Consider the following 20,582-nt stretch of genomic DNA (forward strand, 5'->3'; position numbering starts at 1 on the left):
GAGCTGACGATGATGCGCTGGGGCATGCCGTCACCGCAGTTCGTGCTGAAGGGCCGCAACGTCGACAGCGGCGTCACCAATGTCCGCAACGTGAAGTCGCCGCACTGGCGCCGCTGGCTCGGCCCGGCGAACCGCTGCCTGGTGCCCTTCACAAGCTTCTCGGAATACGAGACGACGGCCGAGGGCAAGAAGGTGCCGGTGTGGTTTGCCGCGGACGAGAGCCGACCGCTGATGGCATTTGCCGGGATCTGGACGAACTGGACCAGCGTGCGGAAGACGAAGGAAGGCGAGGTCACTGCCGACATTTACGGCTTCCTGACGACCGAGCCCAACGCCGTCGTCGCGCCGATTCATCCGAAGGCGATGCCGGTCATCCTCACCGAGCCGGAGGAGATGGACACATGGATGCGCGCGGAGTGGTCGGAGGCTTCGGCGCTGCAGCGGCCACTGGCGGACGACGCGCTGCAGATCGTTGCGCGCGGGGAGCGAAGGGACGGGGATTAACTGGGTTCGCGGGAGATATTACTCTTCTTTTTGCTTGCGTCCGTAGAGGACGCGCGGAGGGTCTGCCGCTTGAGTTCTCGGACCACACGCTTCCAATGGCCCTCGCCGGGGCTGTCGCGGATCCGTATGCAAAGCTGCCTGATTCCCTCGGCCATCTCCAACGCATCATGCGCACTATGCCTTTCGAGAAGTCGGTCGACAGAGTCCTGCACGGTGACAGGCGGAGGCGTTCCCTTCAGAAGGGCGATTGCATGCCAAACAGCTCTTTCAATGCGTCTGATCACGAATTTCCCTCCGCTCCGGGCACTTTGCTCTCTCCCTTCTGCAATCGTTCCAGAAGCTGCACCGCATCACTGATGGTGGCAATGCCTTCCGCGACATCATCCGCGATCTCGATTCCAAACTCTTCCTCGAACAACATGGTCAGTTCGATCATCTCAAGGCTGTCAGCACCGAGGTCGTTGACGATTTCCGCGTTATCGGCAATCGCATTCCGATCCAAATTCAAGTGCTCGGCCACGATGGCTTTCGCTCGTTCAGCGGTGTCACTCATTTCGGTTCCCAAGGTTGCCTGGAAAATTCGTAGAGGCGGTAACGTACGGAATTTGGGCCTGCCGCAGCCGCCATTCTAGAATCGGCGATTAGTTCAGCGCCCCGGCACCTTCGCCTGCACCCGACCGCTGACGTTCCGGCTGCCGCAACCGGCGCACTTGATCGGCGGCCGCCAGCGGAGGAATACCTGATCTCGGCCCCAGCGCCGGATCGCCTCGGCCCAATCGAAACCAAGCCTCCGATCGCAGTCGTCACATTACCATGACGGACGCTATGCCGCGCTGCCAGCCGGTGTCGCCGTCGACGATGCAGGTTCAGCTTGTGCTCCGCCCGGTCGCCGCCGGAGCAAACCGGGATCGTGCCGGCCAGGGCAAGGGTTGCAAGAATGGCGGCTGCGATTGCGAGGCGGATCATCGAAGACGTCTGGATGGATGCGGGGACGAGTGCAAGGCAGACAGATCCTACTCGGCCGGGAAACACTCTAGCGAGGGAACGTCCCTGGCTTGGTTTGTGTTGGAGCATTGTTTTCGCGGATGATCATCAGGAGGATTCCCATGGACAAGCGAACCGCCGCACTCGCGTCGGCGCTGATTATTTTCGGCATCGGGCCGACCGTGGCACAGGACTTTGACCGCCGAGGTCGATCATCAGGCCCACCTGACGTAGTCCGAGATGCTCAGCGAGAGGGAAGTGCAAAGTTATGCTCAGCTGTCGGCAACCAGTGGCGCGATACGATCCAAGCACCCTTCGCTTGGCGGCCCCGCGACTGCAGTGAGTTCGCGAGAACTATGAAGGCAGCAGAATTCCAGATTGGGTGCGCATTCAACTCCAGCAGAGTTCCTTTTGCGTGGGGAAGACCTCGCGAGTTGGGCGGAGAAAATGTCGGCCGAAACTTGTTTCCAGAGCCGAACTGTGGATGGAGCCGTGGACCGCAAGAGAGGTATCGATAACAAGTAATACCAGCGTGCGATGGCAGCAATTGCAGGCCCAACCGAACACGGTCTCTCGCTATTTGAAGCAGTAAGGGTCGCCCGGGGCTCAATTAGCGTTCATCGTTCGCTCAATCGCTACGGGATCGCGCAGCGTAAGTGCCAATGTGCCCGTAAACAGAAGGAACGCTGCCGCGTAGAACAACTCCCTCGTTTCCGCGGCTAAATCCTTGATCTGGCCTTCAGTGAAAAATGCGAGCAACAGAGTGACTGTGATCGGAGGCCAGACCGTGGAAACGATCAATCTCCCGGGAAAAGGCATCCTCAGATACGTTAGAAGCGATCCGAAAATCGGAACCTGCGCTGCGAACGGAAGGATGAGGAAGAAGAAGCCGAACCCGATCTGAAACAAGTTCTGGGCACTCAGTAGCGCTCCCAATGCCGGGCTCGAGACTTCCTCACCGAGGAACTTTCCTCCGTGAAACCCTTCGAGGTTATGAAAGTTGAACTCGCCCTGGACGTTCCGCGCCTCGATTGATGAAGGTGTTGCGAACCCGAATTCGTGCTGCAGCCAGCTTGTTTCCTCGCCGAAGCACACAATGGACAACAATATCCAGAAGCCTGCATGAAGCCGCATCATGCCGGCTGATCTGGCGAACGCCACCGAAGCGAGCACGGCTGTCCCGACGTAGAAAAGTGCCGTGGACCGTTCGATTAGACCGATCTCGCCCATCGCCCACGATGCCATCTCCGGCGTGGCAAATGGGATCAGCAAGCTCAACAAGGCGATGAGCAGAGAGACGTAAACAGGCCAAAGCCTATAGAAATCGACGCACATCCAAGCATGAGAGCATACGCCGCAGCCGTCGTCGAGACTGCGGCCGCGCGGATACGCGCTAAGCCGCGGCCCTCACCTCGAGAGCTGCCTCCAGACGGGTGTATGCTGCCGCACGACCGTGCTCAAGCCCACTCCCTGTTCAAGGCGTTTCATGCGTCCGCCACGTCACCATAGCCGATGGCGCGGAGCAATTCGTCGATGACCTGGGCGCTGTCGGATCGCGCGACGGCCGGGTCTGATTCGTTGGCTATCCCCCGGAGCTCGGCGATCGCCTTCTCCCGTGTGTCGGCGTGCTCCAGCGCGAACCGGGCGGACGGGTCATTGTGCGGCTGGACGGCATCGTCGGACCATGGGCTGGGCACGGTTTCGTTTCCCGTTGTCGCAAGAAATCCGCAAAGTGCAGACTGCGAGGAATTCGGGAATCAATGTAACGTTCTGTTCTAAAAAGGGAAATCGGGACGTGCCGGGCTCGTATGGCTTCCCTTAGCAGGGGAGCGCCTTCGACCACTCGGCCACCTCTCCAGTTGCGCGGATTACCTGTCGCGGGACGCGCATGCAAGGGCGTGGAGGAGAAAACTCGTCGCGGAGCTCGTTACTGGCCGGATTGCTCTGCGGGGCTGCGGTGATCGTCTGCGGCGGCCGGTCCGTCCGTGCGGGCGTGGCCCCGGTTCCGCCGGCGCTCGCTTGTGGCCCGGACGGGGCTTCGCTAAAGATCACAGGGAGTTGTCCTTCGGGGACGGCAGCCGCGCATTCGGGCGGCGGCGATGGTGTGATCATGCAGAAAAAAGCTCTTGGAATTGTCCTGGTCTGTCTCGTCCTTCTGGTGGCGATCGTCGCCGGCTATTGGGACATGCTGAGCAGCGAGAAGCTGCGGATCTCCCAGCGCAGCGATCCCGGACGGGTGGAGGAGGCGGCCACCGGACCGGACGAGGGGCCTGCCGCAGGTGACGAGGTCCCGGGCACCATCGATCCGGGCGTAGCGTCCGATCTGGCGTCCGATCCCGCGAAGACAGAGGCGGCTGGCGGCGGAATTGCCGCCGCCCCGGCGCCCGATGCCGCGATGAGCACCGACACGGCGGACGCGCCCGAGAGCCAGGACACTTCCGCTCAGGCGCCCGGCTCAGGTGACGTTGGCGATGCGGCTACGACGGATGCGGCCGCGGGCGGGATTGCCCCGACGCCTGATGCGGTGGCGGATATCGGCACGACGGATGTGGCCGCGGGGGAGGAAACGGCCGCTCCGGGAACCGCCGGGGGGGATACGACAACTGAGGCGGATGATAGCGCCGACCGGCCCGGCGGGGCAGCGACCGGAGATGCGTCGGGCGCGCCCGAGACGGCGTCAGCCCCAAAGGCTGATGCCCCGCGTTCCGCCGGCGAAGAGGAGGCCGAGGTTGCTCCTTCGCGGATGGACGAAGCGCCGGCGGCTGGCGTCGCGCCGGCATCGGATGCGGCGTCATCCGAAGAGCCGGTTGCAGAGCCCGAGACGGCGGACGCGGCGACCCGAACGGACACTGGCGCCGCGGACACTGCTGCGGGGATCGAGAACCGCAAGCGGGTGACGGCTGCGGATGAACACGGCTCCCTGAATGGCGAAGAGCCCGCCATGGACAGGGCATCGGATGGAACGTCCGGCGGCGAAAACCCGGCCGGCGAAGCGAACAGCATGGCAGCCGCACAGGTCGACGGCGGCGCGGAGACCGAGACGGCGGACGCGGGGACCGGAACGGAGACTGGCGCAGCCGGCAATGCTGCAGAGACCGAGAATCGCAACCGGGTGGTGGCCGCCGATGAACGCGATGCCGCGAATGGTGGGGAGTCGGACACCGCCTCGAGCAGGGCCTCGGCCGGAACGGCTGGCGCCGAAGGCCCGGCCGGCGAAGCGCACAGCATGGCGGCCGCACAGGACAACGGCGGCGCAGGGTTGGAAACAGCGGGCGCGGCGGTCGGCACGGACACGGTCCCTGCAGACACTGCCGCCGAGCCGGAGAATCGCAATCGGGTGACAGCGGCGGATGGACGCGGTTCCAGGGGTGGCGACGAGCCGGGCGCCGTCTCGGGCAGGACCGATGCGACGAACGCCGGCGATGACGCTGGCGCAGAGGTCGACACCGCGAGGGGCAATGATCCACGGGCGCCGGAGGAGGGGGAAGCGGACGACGGCGGCGCCCCGGCGTTGGCGGCGGAGGCGCCGCGTTTCGACCTGCTGCGGGTCGAGCCCGACGGCTCCACGGTCATCGCCGGCCGGGCGCCGGCAGACAGCCGCATCGCACTGATGTCAGGGACCACGATCCTCGGCAACGACATGGCCGGCATCGGCGGCGATTTCGTCGTGGTTCTCGACGCGCCCCTGCCGCCCGGCGACCACACGATCACGATCAGCGCGACGGCGCCCAACGGCGCCACGACCCGGTCGCAGGAAACCGCCATCATAAGCGTCCCGCCGCGCGATCGTCCGGGCGAGCTGCTGGCGATGGTGGAGGCGCCCAATGCGCCGACGCGGCTGATCGAGATGCCGGCGGCCGAAGACGCGGCGCCCCCTCCTGGCGACGGCACGTCGCAGACGGTCATGCCGACTACAGGCGAGGCGTCGCCAGGCGCGTCAGCCGAACCGGCCGGCTCTGCCGAGACGTCCGCGGCAGGAAGCGATGCCGGCCCGCGCCTCCCCGCAGAATCCCCATCCGGTCCCGCCGAAACCGGGTCGGAGCCTGCGCCCTTGGCGGTCTCGGTGCCCCGCGAGGGCGCGGTCGACGCGGCGGGCGAAACCGCGCCGTCTGCCGGGCAGAGCATGTCCGGGGAGGGCACCCGCTCGGACGCGGCCGTGATGCTGCCCCAGGACGAGGTCGGCGAACCGGCCTCTGTGCAGCCGTCCACGGTGCCGCTGCTGCGGGTCGAGGCGGTCGAGGTGGAGGGCTCCACGGTCTATATCGCCGGCGCCGCCGAGAGCGGTGCGCGGGTGCGGGTCTATGTCGACAACGTGTTCCTGGCCGAGGATCGGGCGGACTTCGGCGATCGCTTTCTCGTCACCGGTGACACCGGCATGGCGGTCGGCGAGCATCTGGTGCGGGCCGACCAGCTGTCCTCCGACGGGAACGTGGTGGCGCGCGCGGAAGTGCCGTTCACCCGCCCCGAGGGCCCGTCGGCCTCAGCCGTCGCGCCGGCCTCCGATGATGGCGGCGGCGAGCGCGACGTCGCGGCTGCTTTGGACTTGGACGAGACGGCTGCAGGCCCCGCAGCGGCTGGCGCCGGCGCCGAATCTGGACCGGCCAACACCGCGACGCAGAGCAGGGCCGACAGCGCCACTGCGGCCCCGGACCGCGGACCCCGGGTAACGTCGGCGGATCCGTCGTCCGATTTGGCGAGGTCCGAGCCCGGAACGGGCGTCGGGGTCGAGGATCTGCAATCCACGCCGGACGATGCACCAGTTTTGACGAAGCAGCCGGGTCCGAAGGAGACCGCGTCGGCAGATCGCGGCGCGCAGGGCGAGGCGGGCGCGGATGACACGGGCGTCTCCCCCGGGAGTGTCGCCGCCGACACGGCGCCGTCGGTCGAAACGCCTTCGACACCGGATGGGGTCGCGTCGGCAGACGCACCGCCGGAGACGCCGGAGGCGCACGACACGGCGGGTGACCGCGAAGCGTTCGACGTGCCGGCTGAAAGCAACGCGGATTCACAGGTGCCGATCACCCGGCAGCCGGCCCTGGCGACTGCCGACGGGCGGGTGATCATCCGCAAGGGCGATACGCTGTGGGAGATATCGCGCCGGACCTATGGGGCGGGCCAGCGCTATACGGTGATCTATCTGGCCAATGGTGACCAGATTCGCGATCCGCACCTGATCTATCCCGCGCAGGTGTTCCGCCTGCCCAACACGCCGGCGGATGCCGACGGGCGCGCGGACGAGGGCGCGGGTACCGCGGCCGACGGCGAGGGCTGAGCGCCGTCGGAATGCCTGCCGCGTCGCGACGCAAAGCCGCCGCATCGTTGTAATCGGGCCGGCCCTGATCTAGACGCGGGCTGACACAGACCAGATTTCGACGGCGCGGCGGAGACCCGGCGCGCCGCTTCGTTGGAAAGGATCGACGTGGCGCCAGAGCCCGGACATCGCGTATCCGGAGACAGCGGTCGGACGTTCCAGACACTGGCCAATCTGTGGCCCTATATGTGGCCCTCCGAGCGGCCGGACCTGCGAATGCGCGTCGCCTATGCGACGATCTTCCTCGTCCTGGCGAAGCTGCTCACGGTTCTCGTCCCCTATTTCTACAAATGGGCGACCGATGCCTTGGACGGCGCCGACACCGCGAAGGAATGGCTGCCGCTGGCTCTGACCGGTGCGATCACGCTCGTCGTCGCCTACAATGTCGCGCGGATCATTACGGTCGGGCTCAACCAGCTGCGCGATGCGCTGTTCGCGCGGGTCGGCCAGCATGCGGTGCGCCGTCTCGCCTATCGAACCTTCGTCCACATGCACCGGCTGTCGCTGCGCTTTCACCTGGAGCGGCGCACCGGCGGCCTGTCGCGCATCATCGAGCGCGGCACCAAGGGCATCGAGGCGATCGTACGCTTCACCATCCTGAACACCTTGCCGACGATCCTGGAATTCGCGCTGGTGGCGGTGATCTTCGGCTTTGCCTACGGCCTGTCCTACCTGGCGGTCATCGCCGCGACGGTGTGGCTCTATGGCTGGTTCACCATCAAGGCCAGCGACTGGCGCATCTCCATTCGCCGCGACATGAACAATTCCGACACGGACGCCAACACCAAGGCGATCGACTCGCTGCTGAACTTCGAGACCGTCAAATATTTCGGCAACGAGGGCATGGAGGCGCAGCGCTTCGACCATTCCATGGCGGGCTACGAGACGGCGGCGACGCGTATCTGGACCTCGCTGGGCTGGCTGAATTTCGGCCAGGGCGTGATCTTCGGCGTCGGCATGGCGGTGACGATGGTGATGTCGGCGCTGGAGGTGCGCGCCGGGACTCAGACGCTCGGCGACTTCGTCTTCATCAACGCCATGCTGATGCAGCTCTCGGTGCCGCTGAACTTCATCGGCTTCGTCTATCGCGAAATCCGGCAGGGGCTCACCGACATCGAGGCGATGTTTGCTCTGCTCGAGGTGGATGCCGAGGTCAAGGATCCGCCGGACGCGCCGGCACTCGTCGTAAGCGAGGGCGCGATCCGCTTCGAGAACGTGCATTTCGGCTACGATCCGGCGCGCGAGATCCTCAAGGGCGTCTCCTTCGAGGTGCCGCCGGGCAAGTCGGTGGCGATCGTCGGCCCGTCGGGCGCCGGCAAGTCGACGATCTCGCGGCTTCTCTTCCGCTTCTACGACGTGAAGTCGGGACGGATTTTGATCGACGGGCAGGACATCGCCAGGGTTCGCCAGGATTCGGTGCGCGGCGCCATCGGCATCGTCCCGCAGGATACGGTGCTGTTCAATGACACGATCCTCTACAACATCCGCTATGGCCGGATCTCGGCGTCGGAGGAGGAGGTGCTGCGAGCGGCGGAACTGGCGCAGATCGCCGGCTTCATTCGCGAACTGCCGGACGGCTTCAACGCCATGGTCGGCGAACGCGGCCTGAAGCTGTCGGGCGGCGAGAAGCAGCGCGTCGCCATTGCGCGGACGATCCTGAAGGCGCCGCCGATCTTGGTGCTGGACGAGGCGACGTCGGCGCTCGATACCCATACCGAACAGGAAATCCAGACCGCGCTGGACCTCGTGTCGCGGGAGCGCACGACGCTGACGATCGCCCACCGGCTGTCGACGATCATCGATTGCGACGAGATCATCGTGCTAAAGGCCGGCGAGATTGTCGAGCGCGGATCGCATCGGCAGTTGCTGGAAGCGGCAGGGCTGTACGCCGAGATGTGGGCCATGCAGCGCGAGGCGAGCGAGGCCGAGGAAGCCCTGCGGCGCGCACGCGAAGCCGACGAATTCGGAATCGTGGACCGGCGGCGGATCCCGGAAACCTGAGCCTGGAGTGCTCTGCGTCCAACCTCCCAGAGGGGACGCCAAGCGTCCGAGTCACCGCTTCGTGCTTTGCGAAAACCGATTCCGATGGTCGGGCCGATGCTGAGCCATGGCCGGCATCGCCGGATCGCGTTAAGGAACCGTCTCTAGTTCGCGCCATTCACCTTGTTGGCCCGAAACGACGCCCCATCGCGTCGCCAGTATTGAAGGAAGCAGACCACCAGTGACCATCTTCACCTCGATCCGCAATGCGCTCGTGCCTGTCCACCGGGCAGGCTACCCGTTCATCGCGGGGTTCTTCGTCGTCTCGGTGATCCTCGGGCTCCTGTTGTGGGAACCGCTGTTCTGGATCGGTCTCGTGCTGACCGCATGGTGCGCCTATTTCTTCCGCGATCCCGAGCGTGTGTCGCCGGTCGCCGAGCATCTGGTGATCAGCCCGGCCGACGGCCATGTCTCGCTGGTCGGCCACGTCACGCCGCCAGCCGAGCTCGACCTCGGCACCGAGCTGATGCTGCGGATCTCGGTCTTCATGAATGTCTTCGACTGCCACGTGAACCGTTCGCCCATGCGCGGCCGGGTCCGGCTGATCTCCTATCGCGAGGGTGAGTTCCGCAATGCCGAGCTCGACAAGGCCAGCGAGGTCAACGAGCGCTCCTCGATGGTGATCGACGGGCCACGCGGCGAGATCGGCGTCGTCCAGATCGCCGGGCTGGTGGCGCGGCGTATCGTCTGCTGGGCGAATGTGGAGGACCGGATCGAGACCGGCGAGCGCTTTGGCCTGATCCGCTTCGGGTCGCGGCTCGACATCTACCTGCCCGACGGCTTCGTGCCGCGCGTCGCCGAGGGCCAGCGCGCGATCGCCGGCGAGACGATCATCGCCGAGTTCGGCGAGAACCTGAAGACCTGGCCGTCGAGGCGCGACTGATGGGTATCGAATCGCCGTTCCCGCCGTTCGACCCGGGCCGCCCGGATGCCGAGGACGACAAGGCGCCCCGGCGCATCCCGTTCCGGCACATCGTGCCCAACCTGATCACCATCCTGGCGATCTGTGCCGGCATGACCGGCATTCGCCTGGCATTCGAGGGACGCTTCGAATTCGCTGTCGGCATGGTGCTCGGTGCAGCGCTTCTCGACGGCATCGACGGGCGCGTGGCGCGCCTCCTGAAGGGCCAGAGCCGGTTCGGCGCCGAGATGGATTCGCTGGCCGACATCGTCAATTTCGGCGTCGCGCCGGGGCTCGTGCTCTATGCCTACATGCTGCACGATGCCGGTTCCATCGGCTGGATCGCGGCGCTGCTCTATGCGAGCGCCAGCGCGCTGCGCCTTGCGCGCTTCAACACCATGCTGGACGATCCGAAGCGGCCGAAATGGCAATCCGCCTTCTTCGTCGGCGTCCCGGCCCCCGCAGGGGCGGCCCTGGCGATGTTCCCGATCTATCTGAGCCTCTCGGGCCTGGGGACCGGCCTGCCGGAAGTCACGGCGGTTGTCGCGTCGGTCTATCTGGTCTTCATCGGCCTTCTGATGGCAAGCCGCATTCCGACCTGGTCGGGCAAGGGCGCCGGCATCCGGGTCCGGCGCGACTACGCCATCCCGATCATGCTCGCCGTGGTCTGCTACATCGCCGTGCTGCTGAGCTTCTTCTGGGCGACGCTGACACTGACCGTACTCGCCTATGGCGTGTCGATCTTCTTCTCGGTCCGGGCCTATCGCATGCGGCAGGCCCGTGAGGCCGGGCGCGGCATGTCAGGCATGTCGATGACCGACGATCAGGCCGGGTCGCGGTAATCCAGGAAGCGTTCCTGCCGGACGTCGTAGAGCTTGCCGGTCTCGGTGATGTCGGCAAAGGCAAGCGGCACGATCCTGGCGGCTACCTCTCGGGCGGTCGGCAGGTTCTTGGCATCCTCACCGGGCATGGCCAAGGCCCGCATGGCGGTACGCGTCGCGCCGGGATTGACCGAGTTCACGCGCAGCGGCAGCTTCTCGGTCTCGTTGGCCCAGGATTTCACCATCGCCTCGCACGCAGCCTTGGTCGCGGCGTAGAGCGACCAGAAGGCGCGGGCGGAATGGGCCGCACCCGACGACATGACGATGGCCCGTCCCGCATCGGACTTGCGCAGCAGTGGATCGGTGGTGCGGATCAGCCGCCAGGTCGCGTTGACGTTCACCGTCATCGTCTTCTCGAAGACCTTCGCCTCGATGTGCCCGATCGGCGCCAGCACGCCCAGAAGGCCAGCATTGGCCACCAGCACGTCGAGCTTGCCCCAGCGCGCGTGAATTGCGCCGCCGAGGCGGTCGATGCCGCCCATGTCGGTCAGGTCGAGCGGCACCAAGGTCGCCGAACCGCCGAGAGCCTTGATCTCGTCGTCGAGTTCCTCGAGGCCGCCAACCGTGCGGGCGACCGCGATCACGTGCGAACCTTCGGCGGCCAGGCCCTTGGCGATCTGGTAGCCGATGCCGCGCGAGGCGCCGGTGACCAGTGCGACACGATCCTGAAGCTGCTTTGTCATCTGATGTCTGCCGGTACAATGGATATTGTCGGGGCTGTCAGCCGGCGCCGCCGAGCAGCGTCAGGGGACGGACGTTCTCCATTCCCTCCTGATCGGTCAGCGAGGTCGGATAGTCGCCGGTGAAGCAGGCGTCACAGAACTGCGGGGCCATCTTGTTGCGGGACGGCTCGTCGGTCGCCCGGTAGAGGCCATCGATCGACAGGAAGGCGAGAGAATCGACCTTGATGAAGTCGGCCATCTCGTCGACGGTCATGCGCGAGGCCAGCAGCTTGGCCTTCTCCGGCGTATCGACGCCGTAGAAGCAGCTCGCCCGGGTCGGCGGCGACGCGATGCGCATGTGCACTTCGGTGGCGCCGGCCTCGCGGACCATCTGGACGATCTTCTGGCTGGTCGTTCCTCGCACGATCGAATCGTCCACGAGGATGACCCGCTTGCCCTCGAGCATGCGGCGGTTGGCGTTGTGCTTCAGCTTGACGCCCATGTGGCGGATCGAATCCGTCGGCTGGATGAAGGTCCGGCCGACATAGTGATTGCGGATGATGCCGAGTTCGAAGGGCAGGTTGGATTCCTGCGCGTAGCCGATTGCCGCGGGAACGCCCGAATCGGGAACCGGCACGACGAGATCGGCCTCGGGATGGCTCTCGCGGGCGAGTTCGGCGCCGATCTTCTTGCGGATCTCGTAGACGTTGCGACCCTCGACGGTGGAGTCGGGCCGGGCGAAATAGACATATTCGAAAATGCAAAAGCGCGGGCGCCGCGCCTGGAACGGGAAGATGCTCTCGATGCCATCGTCGCTGATGACGACCATTTCGCCGGGCTCGATGTCGCGCACGAAATCGGCGCCGATGATGTCGAGGGCGCAGGTTTCCGACGCCAGGATCGGAGAGCCTTCCAGGTCGCCCAGGACCAGCGGGCGGATGCCCAGCGGGTCGCGCACGCCGACCATCTTCTTGGACGACAGGCCGACCAGCGAGAACGCGCCTTCGAGACGCGTCAGGGCATCGACCAGCTTCTCGACGAACAGCCGTGCCGCGCTGGTGGCGACCAGATGCAGGATGGTCTCGGTGTCGGAGGTGGAGGAGAAGATCGAGCCGCGGCGCTGCAGTTCGCGCTGCACGGTCATGGCATTGGTGATGTTGCCATTGTGGGCGACGGCGAAGCCGCCGGCCGACAGTTCGGCGAAGAAGGGCTGGACGTTGCGCAGGCCGCCGCCGCCGGTGGTGGCGTAGCGCGTGTGGCCGATGGCGGAGGAGCCGGGCAGGCGTTCCAGCACCGCCTGCTTGGTGAAGGTGTCGCCGATCAGGCCGGCATGGCGCTCGACGTGGAACTGGGTCCCGTCGTAGGAGACGATGCCGGCCGCTTCCTGGCCCCGGTGCTGCAGGGCATGCAGGCCGAGCGTCGTCAGTGCGGCGGCGTCCGTCCGTTTGAAAATGCCGAAAACGCCGCACTCTTCATGCAGCGAATCATCGCCGAAAGGCGTGTCATCCATCAATTTTATCCGCCGTTTGCCGTTGTCGGTCGGCCGTCCGTGAGATGCCTCACCATATAGGCGCTTATGTCGTCGCACGCGAGGCGGTGAACGAAGTGATCACGGCCGACCACAGGATCGTCAGTTCGCCGGCTGCGACTGCGGACTGTCGGCGCCTTCGATGACGCCCTCGATCGAGGCAGGTTCACCCGGCGCGGCGCCGCCGCCCTCGGGAACGCCGTCCTCTTCGCCCTGCGGCCCACGGATCCGGTCGAGGATGACTTCCTCGGGATTGTCCGGCAGGGCGGCGACCAGCTGCTGCCCGAGATTGTCGAGGAATGGCTTGGAGCGCGCGCCGGCGATCCATTCCGGCTGGTTCTCGGGGGCCAGCCAGTTGAAGAACAGCATGGCCACGACGACCAGCAGCAGCCCGCGCACGGCACCGAAGACGAAGCCGAGTGTGCGGTCGAGCGCACCGATGCGGCTGTCAATGATGAAGTCGGCGATGCGCAGCGTGATGAAGGACACGATGATCAGGACGACGAGGAAGATCACGGCCGCGGCCGCGACCATCGCCACGGTGTCGGAGGCGATGTACTCGGCCGCGTAGGGCGTCAGCGGCTCGTAGAAGAAGAATGCGGCGGCCGCGGCGACGAGCCACGAGACGACCGACAGGATCTCCCGCGAGAAGCCCCGGACCATGGCGAGCAGCGCCGAGACCAGCATGATCGCGAAGAGGATCGCATCGAGAAGCGTGACGGTCATCAAGGGTGGCCCCGTAGGCATATGGATCGTGCGGGCGGGCGCGGGAACGCCCCGGCGGCCCCGCTCGCCCACGCTGTAGCGCTTTTCATGACAGTTTTACACTAGGGAGTTGGCGGAAAATCAAGCGTCGCTCCCGTTGCCGCCGGCAGCGACGCGGGCCACGAGATCGGGCAGGGCCTCGATCTCGTTGGTCACGACGTCCCGCGAGCGGGGCAGGTCGGCGCTGCCCGATGGCAGGACGGCCTGGCGGAATCCGAGCTTTTCCGCCTCCTTGAGGCGTTGGGCGGCCTGGCCGACGGGGCGGACCGAGCCGGACAGGCTGATTTCGCCGAAATACACGCAATCGGCGGGCAGGGGCGCGCCGCTCAGCGAGGAGACCAGCGCCGCGGCGACCGCCAGATCGGCGGCCGGCTCGGAGATTCGGAACCCGCCGGCCACGTTGAGATAGACGTCGTGCTGGCCGAGTCGCACGCCGCAATGGGCCTCCAGCACGGCGAGCACCATGGCCAGGCGCGGCTGGTCCCAGCCGAGCACGGCGCGGCGCGGCGTTCCGAGCGCCGAGGGTGCGACGAGCGCCTGGATCTCGACGAGAACCGGCCGCGTGCCCTCCATGCCGGCGAAGACGGCGGCGCCCGCGGCCTTCTCGTTGCGCTCGCCGAGGAAGAGTTCGGACGGGTTCTGCACCTCGCGCAGTCCGAGATCGCCCATCTCGAAGACGCCGATCTCGTCGGTGGGGCCGAAACGGTTCTTCACTGTGCGCAGGATGCGATAGTGATGGCCGCCTTCGCCCTCGAAATACAGGACGGCGTCGACCATGTGCTCGACGACGCGCGGCCCGGCGATCTGGCCCTCCTTGGTCACGTGGCCGACGAGGATGACGGCGGCGCCGCTCGCCTTGGCGAAGCGGATCATCGCCTGCACGCCGACGCGCACCTGGGTGACGGTGCCGGGAGCCGATTCAGCCAGATCGCTCCACAGGGTCTGGATCGAATCGATGATGACGAGGTCCGGGCGCCTGGCTTCGGCCAGGGTGGCGAGGATGTCCTCGACATTGGTCTCGGCCATCAGCTGGACATCGGTGTCGGCAACGTTCAGGCGCTGGGCGCGCAGCCGGACTTGGGCCACCGCCTCCTCGCCGGAGACATAGACCACGCTGTGGCCGCGCCGCGACAGGGCTGCGGCGGTCTGCATCAGGAGGGTCGACTTGCCGATGCCCGGGTCGCCGCCGATCAGCAGCGCCGAGCCGCGCACGATGCCGCCGCCGGTCGCCCTGTCCAGCTCGTCGATGCCGGAGATGATGCGCGGGGCCTCCTCCAGCTCGCCGGACAGCGGCAGCAGCGCAGAGCGCGTGCCCTTGCGCCGGCCGCGCTGGGGGCCGCCGCCGATGCCGCCGGAGGCGTTTTCCTCGACGATGGTATTCCACTCGCCGCAGGATTCGCACTTGCCCTGCCAACGCGTATAGACCGCGCCGCAGCTCTGGCAGATGAAGGACAGTTTCGCTTTTGCCATGGGGCCTTCTTGGTTCGCATCGGATCGTCCGTCAAGAACAAAACAAAAACACAGAGATTGAACGCTTCGGGCCGCACGGGGCCAGATGCGGCGGTCCGGCGCGGCAAGGCAGCTGTTTGACGACAAGGGACCGGCAATATGTCTGAGCGACAATCCGTTCTGAAATCAGGACGCGAGGCGACGGTGCTGGCTATCTGCCTTTATTTGCTGACGGTGAATGTCGCCGCCTACTGGGCCTTTGTCGTCGACAAGACGAAGGCCCGGGCGGGTGTGCGGCGAATGTCCGAACAGGCCCTCCTGACGTACGCCCTGATTGGCGGCAGCGTCGGGGCGATCGCCGCGCAGCAGATCATCCGCCACAAGACCCGCAAGGAACCTTTCCGCACCCAGCTCTGGGCCATCGCCGCCCTGCAAACCGTGCTGGTGGTCGGGTTGGCGACGACGATGCTGGTGCTCGGACCGGACGTGGTGCTGGCCTGGGCGGCCGGGCAGATCAGCTGAGACCGGCACCGGTCGACCAGCGGCGTTCCACCCGTGGCCCGAGCCCGGTCAGCAATTCGTAGGCGATCGTGCCGGCCGCCGTCGCTACCGCGTCGATCGGCAGGTTCGGGCCGAAGAACTCGACGCGGTCGCCCGGAGCAAGGGCCGCTTCCGGCAGGTCGGTGACGTCGAGCAGGGTGAGGTCCATGGAGACCCGGCCGAGCACCGGCACGCGCCGACCCGCCACGAAGGTTTCGGTGCCGGCGCGAAGACCGCGTATGGCTACGCCGGCACCCGAGGCGGCGCGCTGGTAGCCGTCGGCATAGCCGAGACCGACCGTGGCGATGCGGGTGTCGCGCGCCAGCGGGGCTGCGGCGCCGTAGCCCGCGGCCTCGCCGGCGCTGGCGGTGCGAAGCTGCAGGATGGCGGCCGTCAGGCGTGCGACAGGACGCAGGACGCCGCGGGAAGCCGGGCCCGCCTCGCCGCCATAGAGTGCGATCCCGGGGCGGGTCAGATCGAAACCAAAGTCAGCGCCGAGGAAGACGCCCGCCGAATTGGCCAGCGACCGCGGCACGCCCGGAAGCAGCGCCGCCAGGGCCAGGAAGCGCTCGCGCTGGCGCGCGCTCTGGTCGGTGGTCTCGTCCGCCGAGGCGAGGTGGCTCATCACCAGCGACAGATCGAGTTCGCCGGACGCGACCAGCGCCGAGGCCAATTGCGCGTCCGCCAGGTTGAGGCCGAGGCGGTTCATGCCGGTCTCGAACTGGATCGCGGCGGGCGCGCGACGCCCGGCCGAACGCAGACCCTCGCGCCAGACGGCGATGTCGTCCGGGGTCGACAGGACGGGCGTGAGACCGGCGCTCAGATGCAGCGGAATGCTGGCGGGTTCGAGACCCTGCAGGACGAAGATGCGCGTATCGTGGGCAGCCTCCGCTTCCCCCGCTGCGTCGAGCGCGGCACGGACGGCAAGGCCTTCCCCGGCCCAGGCAACGAAGAAGTCCCGGCAGCCCGCATTGTAGAGCGTGGACGCGACCTTGCCGGCGCCGAGACCATAGCCGTCGGCCTTCACGGCGGCCCCGGTGCGCGCGCCGGGGTTGCGGGCCGCGAGCAGCCGCCAGTTGGCGGCGAGCGCCGAGCTGTCGATCTCGACCACAGGCATGCGATCGGGCCGAAAGGACGGCGACAGGGTCAACACCGGCTATTCGAATCGTTCGGGCAGGTAGCTATCGTCCGCCAGGTCGGTGAAGCGCGTGTATTCGGCCTGGAAGGCGAGGGGCACGGTGGCGGTCGGTCCATGGCGCTGCTTGGCGATGATCACCTCGGCTTTGCCGCGGGTCTCGTTCAGCGCCTGCTCCCACTTCAGATGCTCGTCGGTGCCCGGCTTGGGCTCGCGGTTGGAGAGGTAGTATTCCTCGCGATAGACGAACATGACCACGTCGGCGTCCTGCTCGATGGAGCCGGACTCACGCAGATCGGAGAGCTGGGGGCGCTTGTCGTCGCGGTTTTCCACCTGCCGCGAGAGCTGCGACAGCGCGATGATCGGCACGTTCAGTTCCTTGGCGAGCGCCTTCAGGCCGGTGGTGATCTCAGTGATCTCCTGGACGCGGTTGCCCTGGGTGCGGCTCGAGCCCTGCATCAGCTGGACATAGTCGATGACCATGACGTCGAGCCCGCGCTGGCGCTTCAGGCGCCGCGCCCGCGCCGACAGCTGGGCGATCGAGATGCCACCGGTCTGGTCAATATACAGCGGGATGCGCTGCATGGTCTCGGAGCAGCCGACCAGCTTGACCAGTTCCTGGTCGTTGATGTTGCCGCGCCGGATCTTGGAGGACGAGATCTCGGTCTGCTCCGAAATGATACGGGTCGCGAGCTGCTCCGCCGACATTTCCAGGCTGAAGAAGCCGACGACGCCGCCATTCTTGGCCTTGAACGAGCCATCCGCCTGCTCGGCGGGCTCGTAGGCGGCGGCTATGTTGAAGGCGATGTTGGTGGCAAGCGACGTCTTGCCCATGGCCGGGCGGCCGGCAAGGATGATCAGATCCGACGACTGCAGGCCGCCCATGCTCCTGTCGAGACCGCTGATGCCGGAGGACACGCCAGACAGGCCGCCGTCGCGATCCTTGGCGGCCGTCGCCATCTCGACGGCGAGCGTCACCGCCTCGGTGAAGGACTGGAAGCCGCCGTCGTAGCGGCCTGTCTCGGCCAGCTCGAAGAGGCGGCGCTCGGCATCCTCAATCTGCGCTTTGGGCTCCATGTCCAGCGGCGCGTCGAAGGCGATGTTGACCACGTCCTCGCCGATGCGGATCAGCGAGCGCCGGATGGCGAGGTCGTAGATGGCCCGGCCGTAATCGGAGGCGTTGATGATCGTCGTCGCCTCGGCGGCGAGGCGGGCCAGATACTGGGCCACGGTCAGGTCGCCGACCTTGTCGCCGGCCGCCAGGAACGTCTTGATCGTCACCGGGTTGGCGATCTTGCCCATCCGGATCATCTCGGACGTCTTGGCGAAGATCTCCCGGTGCAGGGGCTCGAAGAAATGGTCCGGCTTCAGGAAATCGTGGACGACGTAATAGGCGTCGTTATTGACCAGCATGGCGCCCAGAAGCGCCTGCTCCGCCTCGATGTTGCTGGGTGCCTCGCGATAGAGAGCCGCCGCGTCATCGTCGATCTTGCGCGCTGCATCCGCCATGCCGCGTCACCTCTGCCGTCGCTTCAGGAAGGCTTCTGACTACACCAGCGGAGGGGCGCCTGCCAGCGATTCGCGCAAGGCATGGCCGTCGATCGGACCGGTTTCCGCCAGAGCCGGCAAAGCGCCGGCAAAGCGACCGCCGCCGCGCGCGCGGGGCGGTGGATAAGATCGGGGAAAACCCTCGCGCCTGTTGACTGTCGTGGCCGGCGCGCGTGCCGATCCGCGGCTATTCGGCGGCCTGGCGGTCCTCTTCGGACGGCGCCAGGTGCCGGCGCACGATCCCGGGCTGTTCCAGCTCCCTAAGCTTCGTCTCGGCGGCCATCATGTAGTCGCGGGTGATCGGCAGTGTTTCGACCTTGCGGGCCAGCTGGACCTGGAAGACGACGCAATCCTGCCAGCGGAACGCCGTCTCGGATGCGGCGAGGTAGAATTCCCACATCCGGCAGAAGCGCTCGTCATACAGCGCCTTGGCCTCGTCGCGGCGGGCGGCGAAGCGGTCGCGCCAATGGCGAAGCGTTTCGGCATAATGCAGCCGCAGCACCTCGACGTCGGTGATGATCAGGCCGGCGCGTTCGGCGCATTGGCTGATCTGCGACAGGGTGGGCAGGTAGCCGCCGGGGAAGATGTACTTGTTGATGAAGGCGTTGGTGTTGGCGGGCTCCTCCCAGCGTCCGATCGTGTGGAGAAGCATCACGCCGTCCTCATCGAGGAGGCGGGCGCACTGGCGGAAATAATCGTCGTAGAAGTCGACGCCGACATGCTCGAACATGCCCACTGAGACGATCCGGTCGAAGGGGCCGATGGTGTCGCGATAATCCTCGAGCCGGAACTCCAGCCGACCGGACATGCCGGCTTCCTCGGCGCGGGCACGGGCGATGGCGAGCTGCTCGTCCGACAGCGTGATGCCGGTGACGTCGGCGTCGAGATACCGTGCCAGATACAGCCCCATGCCGCCCCAGCCGCAGCCGATGTCCAGCGTCTTCAGGCGCGGCGTGTCGAAGGCGAGTTTGGCCGCGATGTGCCGCTTCTTGGCAAGCTGCGCTTCGTCGAGACCTGCTCCGGGGCGATCGAAATAGGCGCAGGAATATTGCCGGTCGACGTCGAGGAACAGATCGTAGAGCTCCTTTGACAGATCGTAATGGTGCTTGACGTTCCGGCGCGCGCGCTGCGGCGTGTTGTTCTGGATCACCCGCCGGTAGATCAGGCGCAACCGGGCGATCGCCCGCATCCAGGGCTCGTGCTGGGCCCGGTTGCCGGCATTGCGGAAGACCAGCGCCAGCATGTCGAAAATGGTGCCTTCGGTGATGTCGACGTCACCGTTCATGTAGGCTTCGCCAAATTTCAGGCCCGGATTGATCGCCACGCCGCGTTCGGCGGCCGCCGTATTGAACCGCAGATGCACCGGATCGCCGGTGCCGTCGCCCCAGCGCGTCACGCCGCCGCCAGAATCGGTGACCGTCAGATCACCGAAGGTCAGGAGGTGCTTGAGGTACGTCGAGAGGATGCGGTTCATGTCACGATCTCCTACCTCGGCCAGAAGCAAACACAGCTTCACCGCGTCAGGCGAACTCTGATGAATTCCATCGCCAACCTTATTGTATAACCTTGCGGCGCAGTGAAAAGAGGGTATCGCCTGTAACCAAAAAGGGGGCCGGCAACGAATGCCGGCCCCCTTTGGGCAACGATGCGAAGCAGTCGGCAGACACGTGGTCTGCCGAAGCGATCGCCGATCAGTTGGTCTCTTCGTCTTCCGCTGCAGCTTCGCCGGTCTCGCCGGCATCGGCTTCTTCGCCGTCCAGCTCGTCTTCGTCCTCGGCAAATTCCTCTTCCTCTTCGATGCCGTAGATGGCGTCGGCCGAGGTCAGGTCTTCACCGCGGGCCTGGCGTTGGGCCTCGTCCTGCGAGCGGGCGACGTTGATCGTGATGGACACGTCGACTTCGGGGTGCAGGGCGATGGTGATCGGATGCACGCCGATGGTCTTGATCGGCTGGTTGAGCTGGATGTCGTTGCGACCGACCTTGAAGCCGTCGGCAGCCAGGAGATCGGCGATGTCGCGGGTCGAGACCGAACCGTAGAGCTGGCCGGTCTCGCCGGCCTGGCGCACGACGATGAAGCTCTTGCCGTCAAGCGACGATGCGACGCCCTGGGCTTCCGACTTGCGCTCTTCGTTGCGCGCGATCAGCTGATCCTTCTGCGCTTCGAAGCGGGCTGCGTTGCCTTCGTTGGCGCGAAGGGCGCGGCCCGACGGCAGGAGGTAGTTGCGGGCGAAGCCGTCGCGCACCTTCACGGTGTCGCCCATCTGGCCGAGCTTGGCGATGCGTTCGAGAAGAATGACGTCCATTGTGGTGTCCTTTCGGGATTGTTCGGTTTGT

General features: G+C 66.2%; 17 protein-coding genes. 6 read left to right on the forward strand and 11 right to left on the reverse strand.

The window, feature by feature from the left end:
- Window positions 1-504: SOS response-associated peptidase (locus tag VQ042_RS10570; protein ID WP_331818936.1), on the forward strand; the 504-nt coding region annotated here is incomplete at its 5' end.
- Between the two features lie 280 nt (window positions 505-784).
- Here the strand turns inward: VQ042_RS10570 and VQ042_RS10575 are convergent.
- The 3 genes from VQ042_RS10575 to VQ042_RS10585 all read right to left on the reverse strand — a co-directional run bounded on the left by VQ042_RS10575 (window position 785) and on the right by VQ042_RS10585 (window position 3,185).
- Window positions 785-1,057 carry an acyl carrier protein gene (locus VQ042_RS10575; protein ID WP_331818938.1) on the reverse strand — a complete coding sequence of 91 codons (273 nt, stop codon included), beginning with the start codon at window positions 1,055-1,057 and terminating at the stop codon, window positions 785-787.
- Between the two features lie 1,037 nt (window positions 1,058-2,094).
- Window positions 2,095-2,823, reverse strand: a complete 729-nt coding sequence (locus VQ042_RS10580) for a hypothetical protein (RefSeq protein WP_331818940.1) — start codon at window positions 2,821-2,823, stop codon at window positions 2,095-2,097.
- 149 nt (window positions 2,824-2,972) lie between these two features.
- A complete protein-coding gene (locus VQ042_RS10585; RefSeq protein WP_331818942.1) occupies window positions 2,973-3,185 on the reverse strand; it encodes a hypothetical protein in 213 nt (70 codons plus the stop codon).
- 413 nt (window positions 3,186-3,598) lie between these two features.
- On the opposite strand from VQ042_RS10585, the gene VQ042_RS10590 reads away from it, so the two are divergent.
- From VQ042_RS10590 to VQ042_RS10605, 4 genes are all read left to right on the forward strand, one after another.
- Window positions 3,599-6,760: a LysM peptidoglycan-binding domain-containing protein gene (locus VQ042_RS10590; RefSeq protein ID WP_331818944.1), complete on the forward strand. Its 3,162-nt coding sequence runs from the start codon at window positions 3,599-3,601 to the stop codon at window positions 6,758-6,760.
- 147 nt (window positions 6,761-6,907) lie between these two features.
- Window positions 6,908-8,800 carry an ABCB family ABC transporter ATP-binding protein/permease gene (locus tag VQ042_RS10595; protein ID WP_331818947.1) on the forward strand — a complete coding sequence of 631 codons (1,893 nt, stop codon included), beginning with the start codon at window positions 6,908-6,910 and terminating at the stop codon, window positions 8,798-8,800.
- A gap of 220 nt (window positions 8,801-9,020) precedes the next feature.
- Window positions 9,021-9,722: a phosphatidylserine decarboxylase gene (locus VQ042_RS10600; protein ID WP_331818949.1), complete on the forward strand. Its 702-nt coding sequence runs from the start codon at window positions 9,021-9,023 to the stop codon at window positions 9,720-9,722.
- 5 nt (window positions 9,723-9,727) lie between these two features.
- Entirely contained in the window at window positions 9,728-10,582 is an 855-nt protein-coding gene (locus VQ042_RS10605) for a CDP-alcohol phosphatidyltransferase family protein (RefSeq protein WP_331819080.1), read from the forward strand.
- Here VQ042_RS10605 and VQ042_RS10610 read toward each other — a convergent pair.
- The 4 genes from VQ042_RS10610 to radA form a co-directional block, all read right to left on the reverse strand.
- The gene (locus VQ042_RS10610; RefSeq protein ID WP_331818951.1) at window positions 10,564-11,304 is read right to left on the reverse strand and encodes an SDR family NAD(P)-dependent oxidoreductase; all 741 of its coding nucleotides are present in this window, start codon (window positions 11,302-11,304) and stop codon (window positions 10,564-10,566) included. The two genes, VQ042_RS10605 and VQ042_RS10610, sit on opposite strands and share 19 nt — an antisense overlap.
- A 37-nt stretch (window positions 11,305-11,341) precedes the next feature.
- On the reverse strand, window positions 11,342-12,793 hold the full coding sequence (purF, locus tag VQ042_RS10615) for an amidophosphoribosyltransferase (protein WP_331818953.1): 1,452 nt from the start codon (window positions 12,791-12,793) through the stop codon (window positions 11,342-11,344).
- A gap of 120 nt (window positions 12,794-12,913) precedes the next feature.
- Window positions 12,914-13,537, reverse strand: coding sequence for a CvpA family protein (locus tag VQ042_RS10620; protein WP_331818955.1), 624 nt, complete (start codon window positions 13,535-13,537; stop codon window positions 12,914-12,916).
- Window positions 13,538-13,657: 120 nt separating this feature from the next.
- The gene (radA, locus tag VQ042_RS10625; protein WP_331818957.1) at window positions 13,658-15,046 is read right to left on the reverse strand and encodes a DNA repair protein RadA; all 1,389 of its coding nucleotides are present in this window, start codon (window positions 15,044-15,046) and stop codon (window positions 13,658-13,660) included.
- Window positions 15,047-15,184: 138 nt separating this feature from the next.
- Between radA and VQ042_RS10630 the strand changes: the two genes are divergently transcribed.
- Window positions 15,185-15,547, forward strand: a complete 363-nt coding sequence (locus VQ042_RS10630; RefSeq protein WP_331818959.1) for a DUF1294 domain-containing protein — start codon at window positions 15,185-15,187, stop codon at window positions 15,545-15,547.
- On the opposite strand, the gene alr is transcribed toward VQ042_RS10630, so the two are convergent.
- From alr to rplI, 4 genes are all read right to left on the reverse strand, one after another.
- Complete coding sequence (gene alr / locus VQ042_RS10635; RefSeq protein WP_331818961.1) at window positions 15,540-16,715, reverse strand: alanine racemase; 1,176 nt, start codon at window positions 16,713-16,715, stop codon at window positions 15,540-15,542. The genes VQ042_RS10630 and alr overlap by 8 nt on opposite strands.
- Before the next feature lie 6 nt (window positions 16,716-16,721).
- Complete coding sequence (locus VQ042_RS10640) at window positions 16,722-18,209, reverse strand: replicative DNA helicase (protein WP_331818962.1); 1,488 nt, start codon at window positions 18,207-18,209, stop codon at window positions 16,722-16,724.
- Between the two features lie 226 nt (window positions 18,210-18,435).
- A complete protein-coding gene (locus tag VQ042_RS10645) occupies window positions 18,436-19,722 on the reverse strand; it encodes a cyclopropane-fatty-acyl-phospholipid synthase family protein (RefSeq protein ID WP_331818963.1) in 1,287 nt (428 codons plus the stop codon).
- 217 nt (window positions 19,723-19,939) lie between these two features.
- Window positions 19,940-20,551, reverse strand: a complete 612-nt coding sequence (gene rplI / locus VQ042_RS10650; protein WP_331818964.1) for a 50S ribosomal protein L9 — start codon at window positions 20,549-20,551, stop codon at window positions 19,940-19,942.
- Between the last annotated feature and the right edge of the window lie 31 nt (window positions 20,552-20,582).

Origin of the sequence: Aurantimonas sp. A2-1-M11 (assembly GCF_036549475.1) — a bacterium.
Taxonomy (GTDB): Bacteria; Pseudomonadota; Alphaproteobacteria; order Rhizobiales; family Rhizobiaceae; genus Aurantimonas.

Coding starts and splice junctions, on each gene's coding strand:
- VQ042_RS10575 (WP_331818938.1), bottom strand. CDS start 1,057: ATGAGTGACACCGCTGAACGAGCGAAAGCCATCGTGGCCGAGCACTTG.
- VQ042_RS10580 (WP_331818940.1), bottom strand. CDS start 2,823: ATGTGCGTCGATTTCTATAGGCTTTGGCCTGTTTACGTCTCTCTGCTC.
- VQ042_RS10590 (WP_331818944.1), top strand. CDS start 3,599: ATGCAGAAAAAAGCTCTTGGAATTGTCCTGGTCTGTCTCGTCCTTCTG.
- VQ042_RS10610 (WP_331818951.1), bottom strand. CDS start 11,304: ATGACAAAGCAGCTTCAGGATCGTGTCGCACTGGTCACCGGCGCCTCG.
- purF (WP_331818953.1), bottom strand. CDS start 12,793: ATGGATGACACGCCTTTCGGCGATGATTCGCTGCATGAAGAGTGCGGC.
- VQ042_RS10620 (WP_331818955.1), bottom strand. CDS start 13,537: ATGACCGTCACGCTTCTCGATGCGATCCTCTTCGCGATCATGCTGGTC.
- radA (WP_331818957.1), bottom strand. CDS start 15,046: ATGGCAAAAGCGAAACTGTCCTTCATCTGCCAGAGCTGCGGCGCGGTC.
- VQ042_RS10630 (WP_331818959.1), top strand. CDS start 15,185: ATGTCTGAGCGACAATCCGTTCTGAAATCAGGACGCGAGGCGACGGTG.
- VQ042_RS10640 (WP_331818962.1), bottom strand. CDS start 18,209: ATGGCGGATGCAGCGCGCAAGATCGACGATGACGCGGCGGCTCTCTAT.
- VQ042_RS10645 (WP_331818963.1), bottom strand. CDS start 19,722: ATGAACCGCATCCTCTCGACGTACCTCAAGCACCTCCTGACCTTCGGT.
- rplI (WP_331818964.1), bottom strand. CDS start 20,551: ATGGACGTCATTCTTCTCGAACGCATCGCCAAGCTCGGCCAGATGGGC.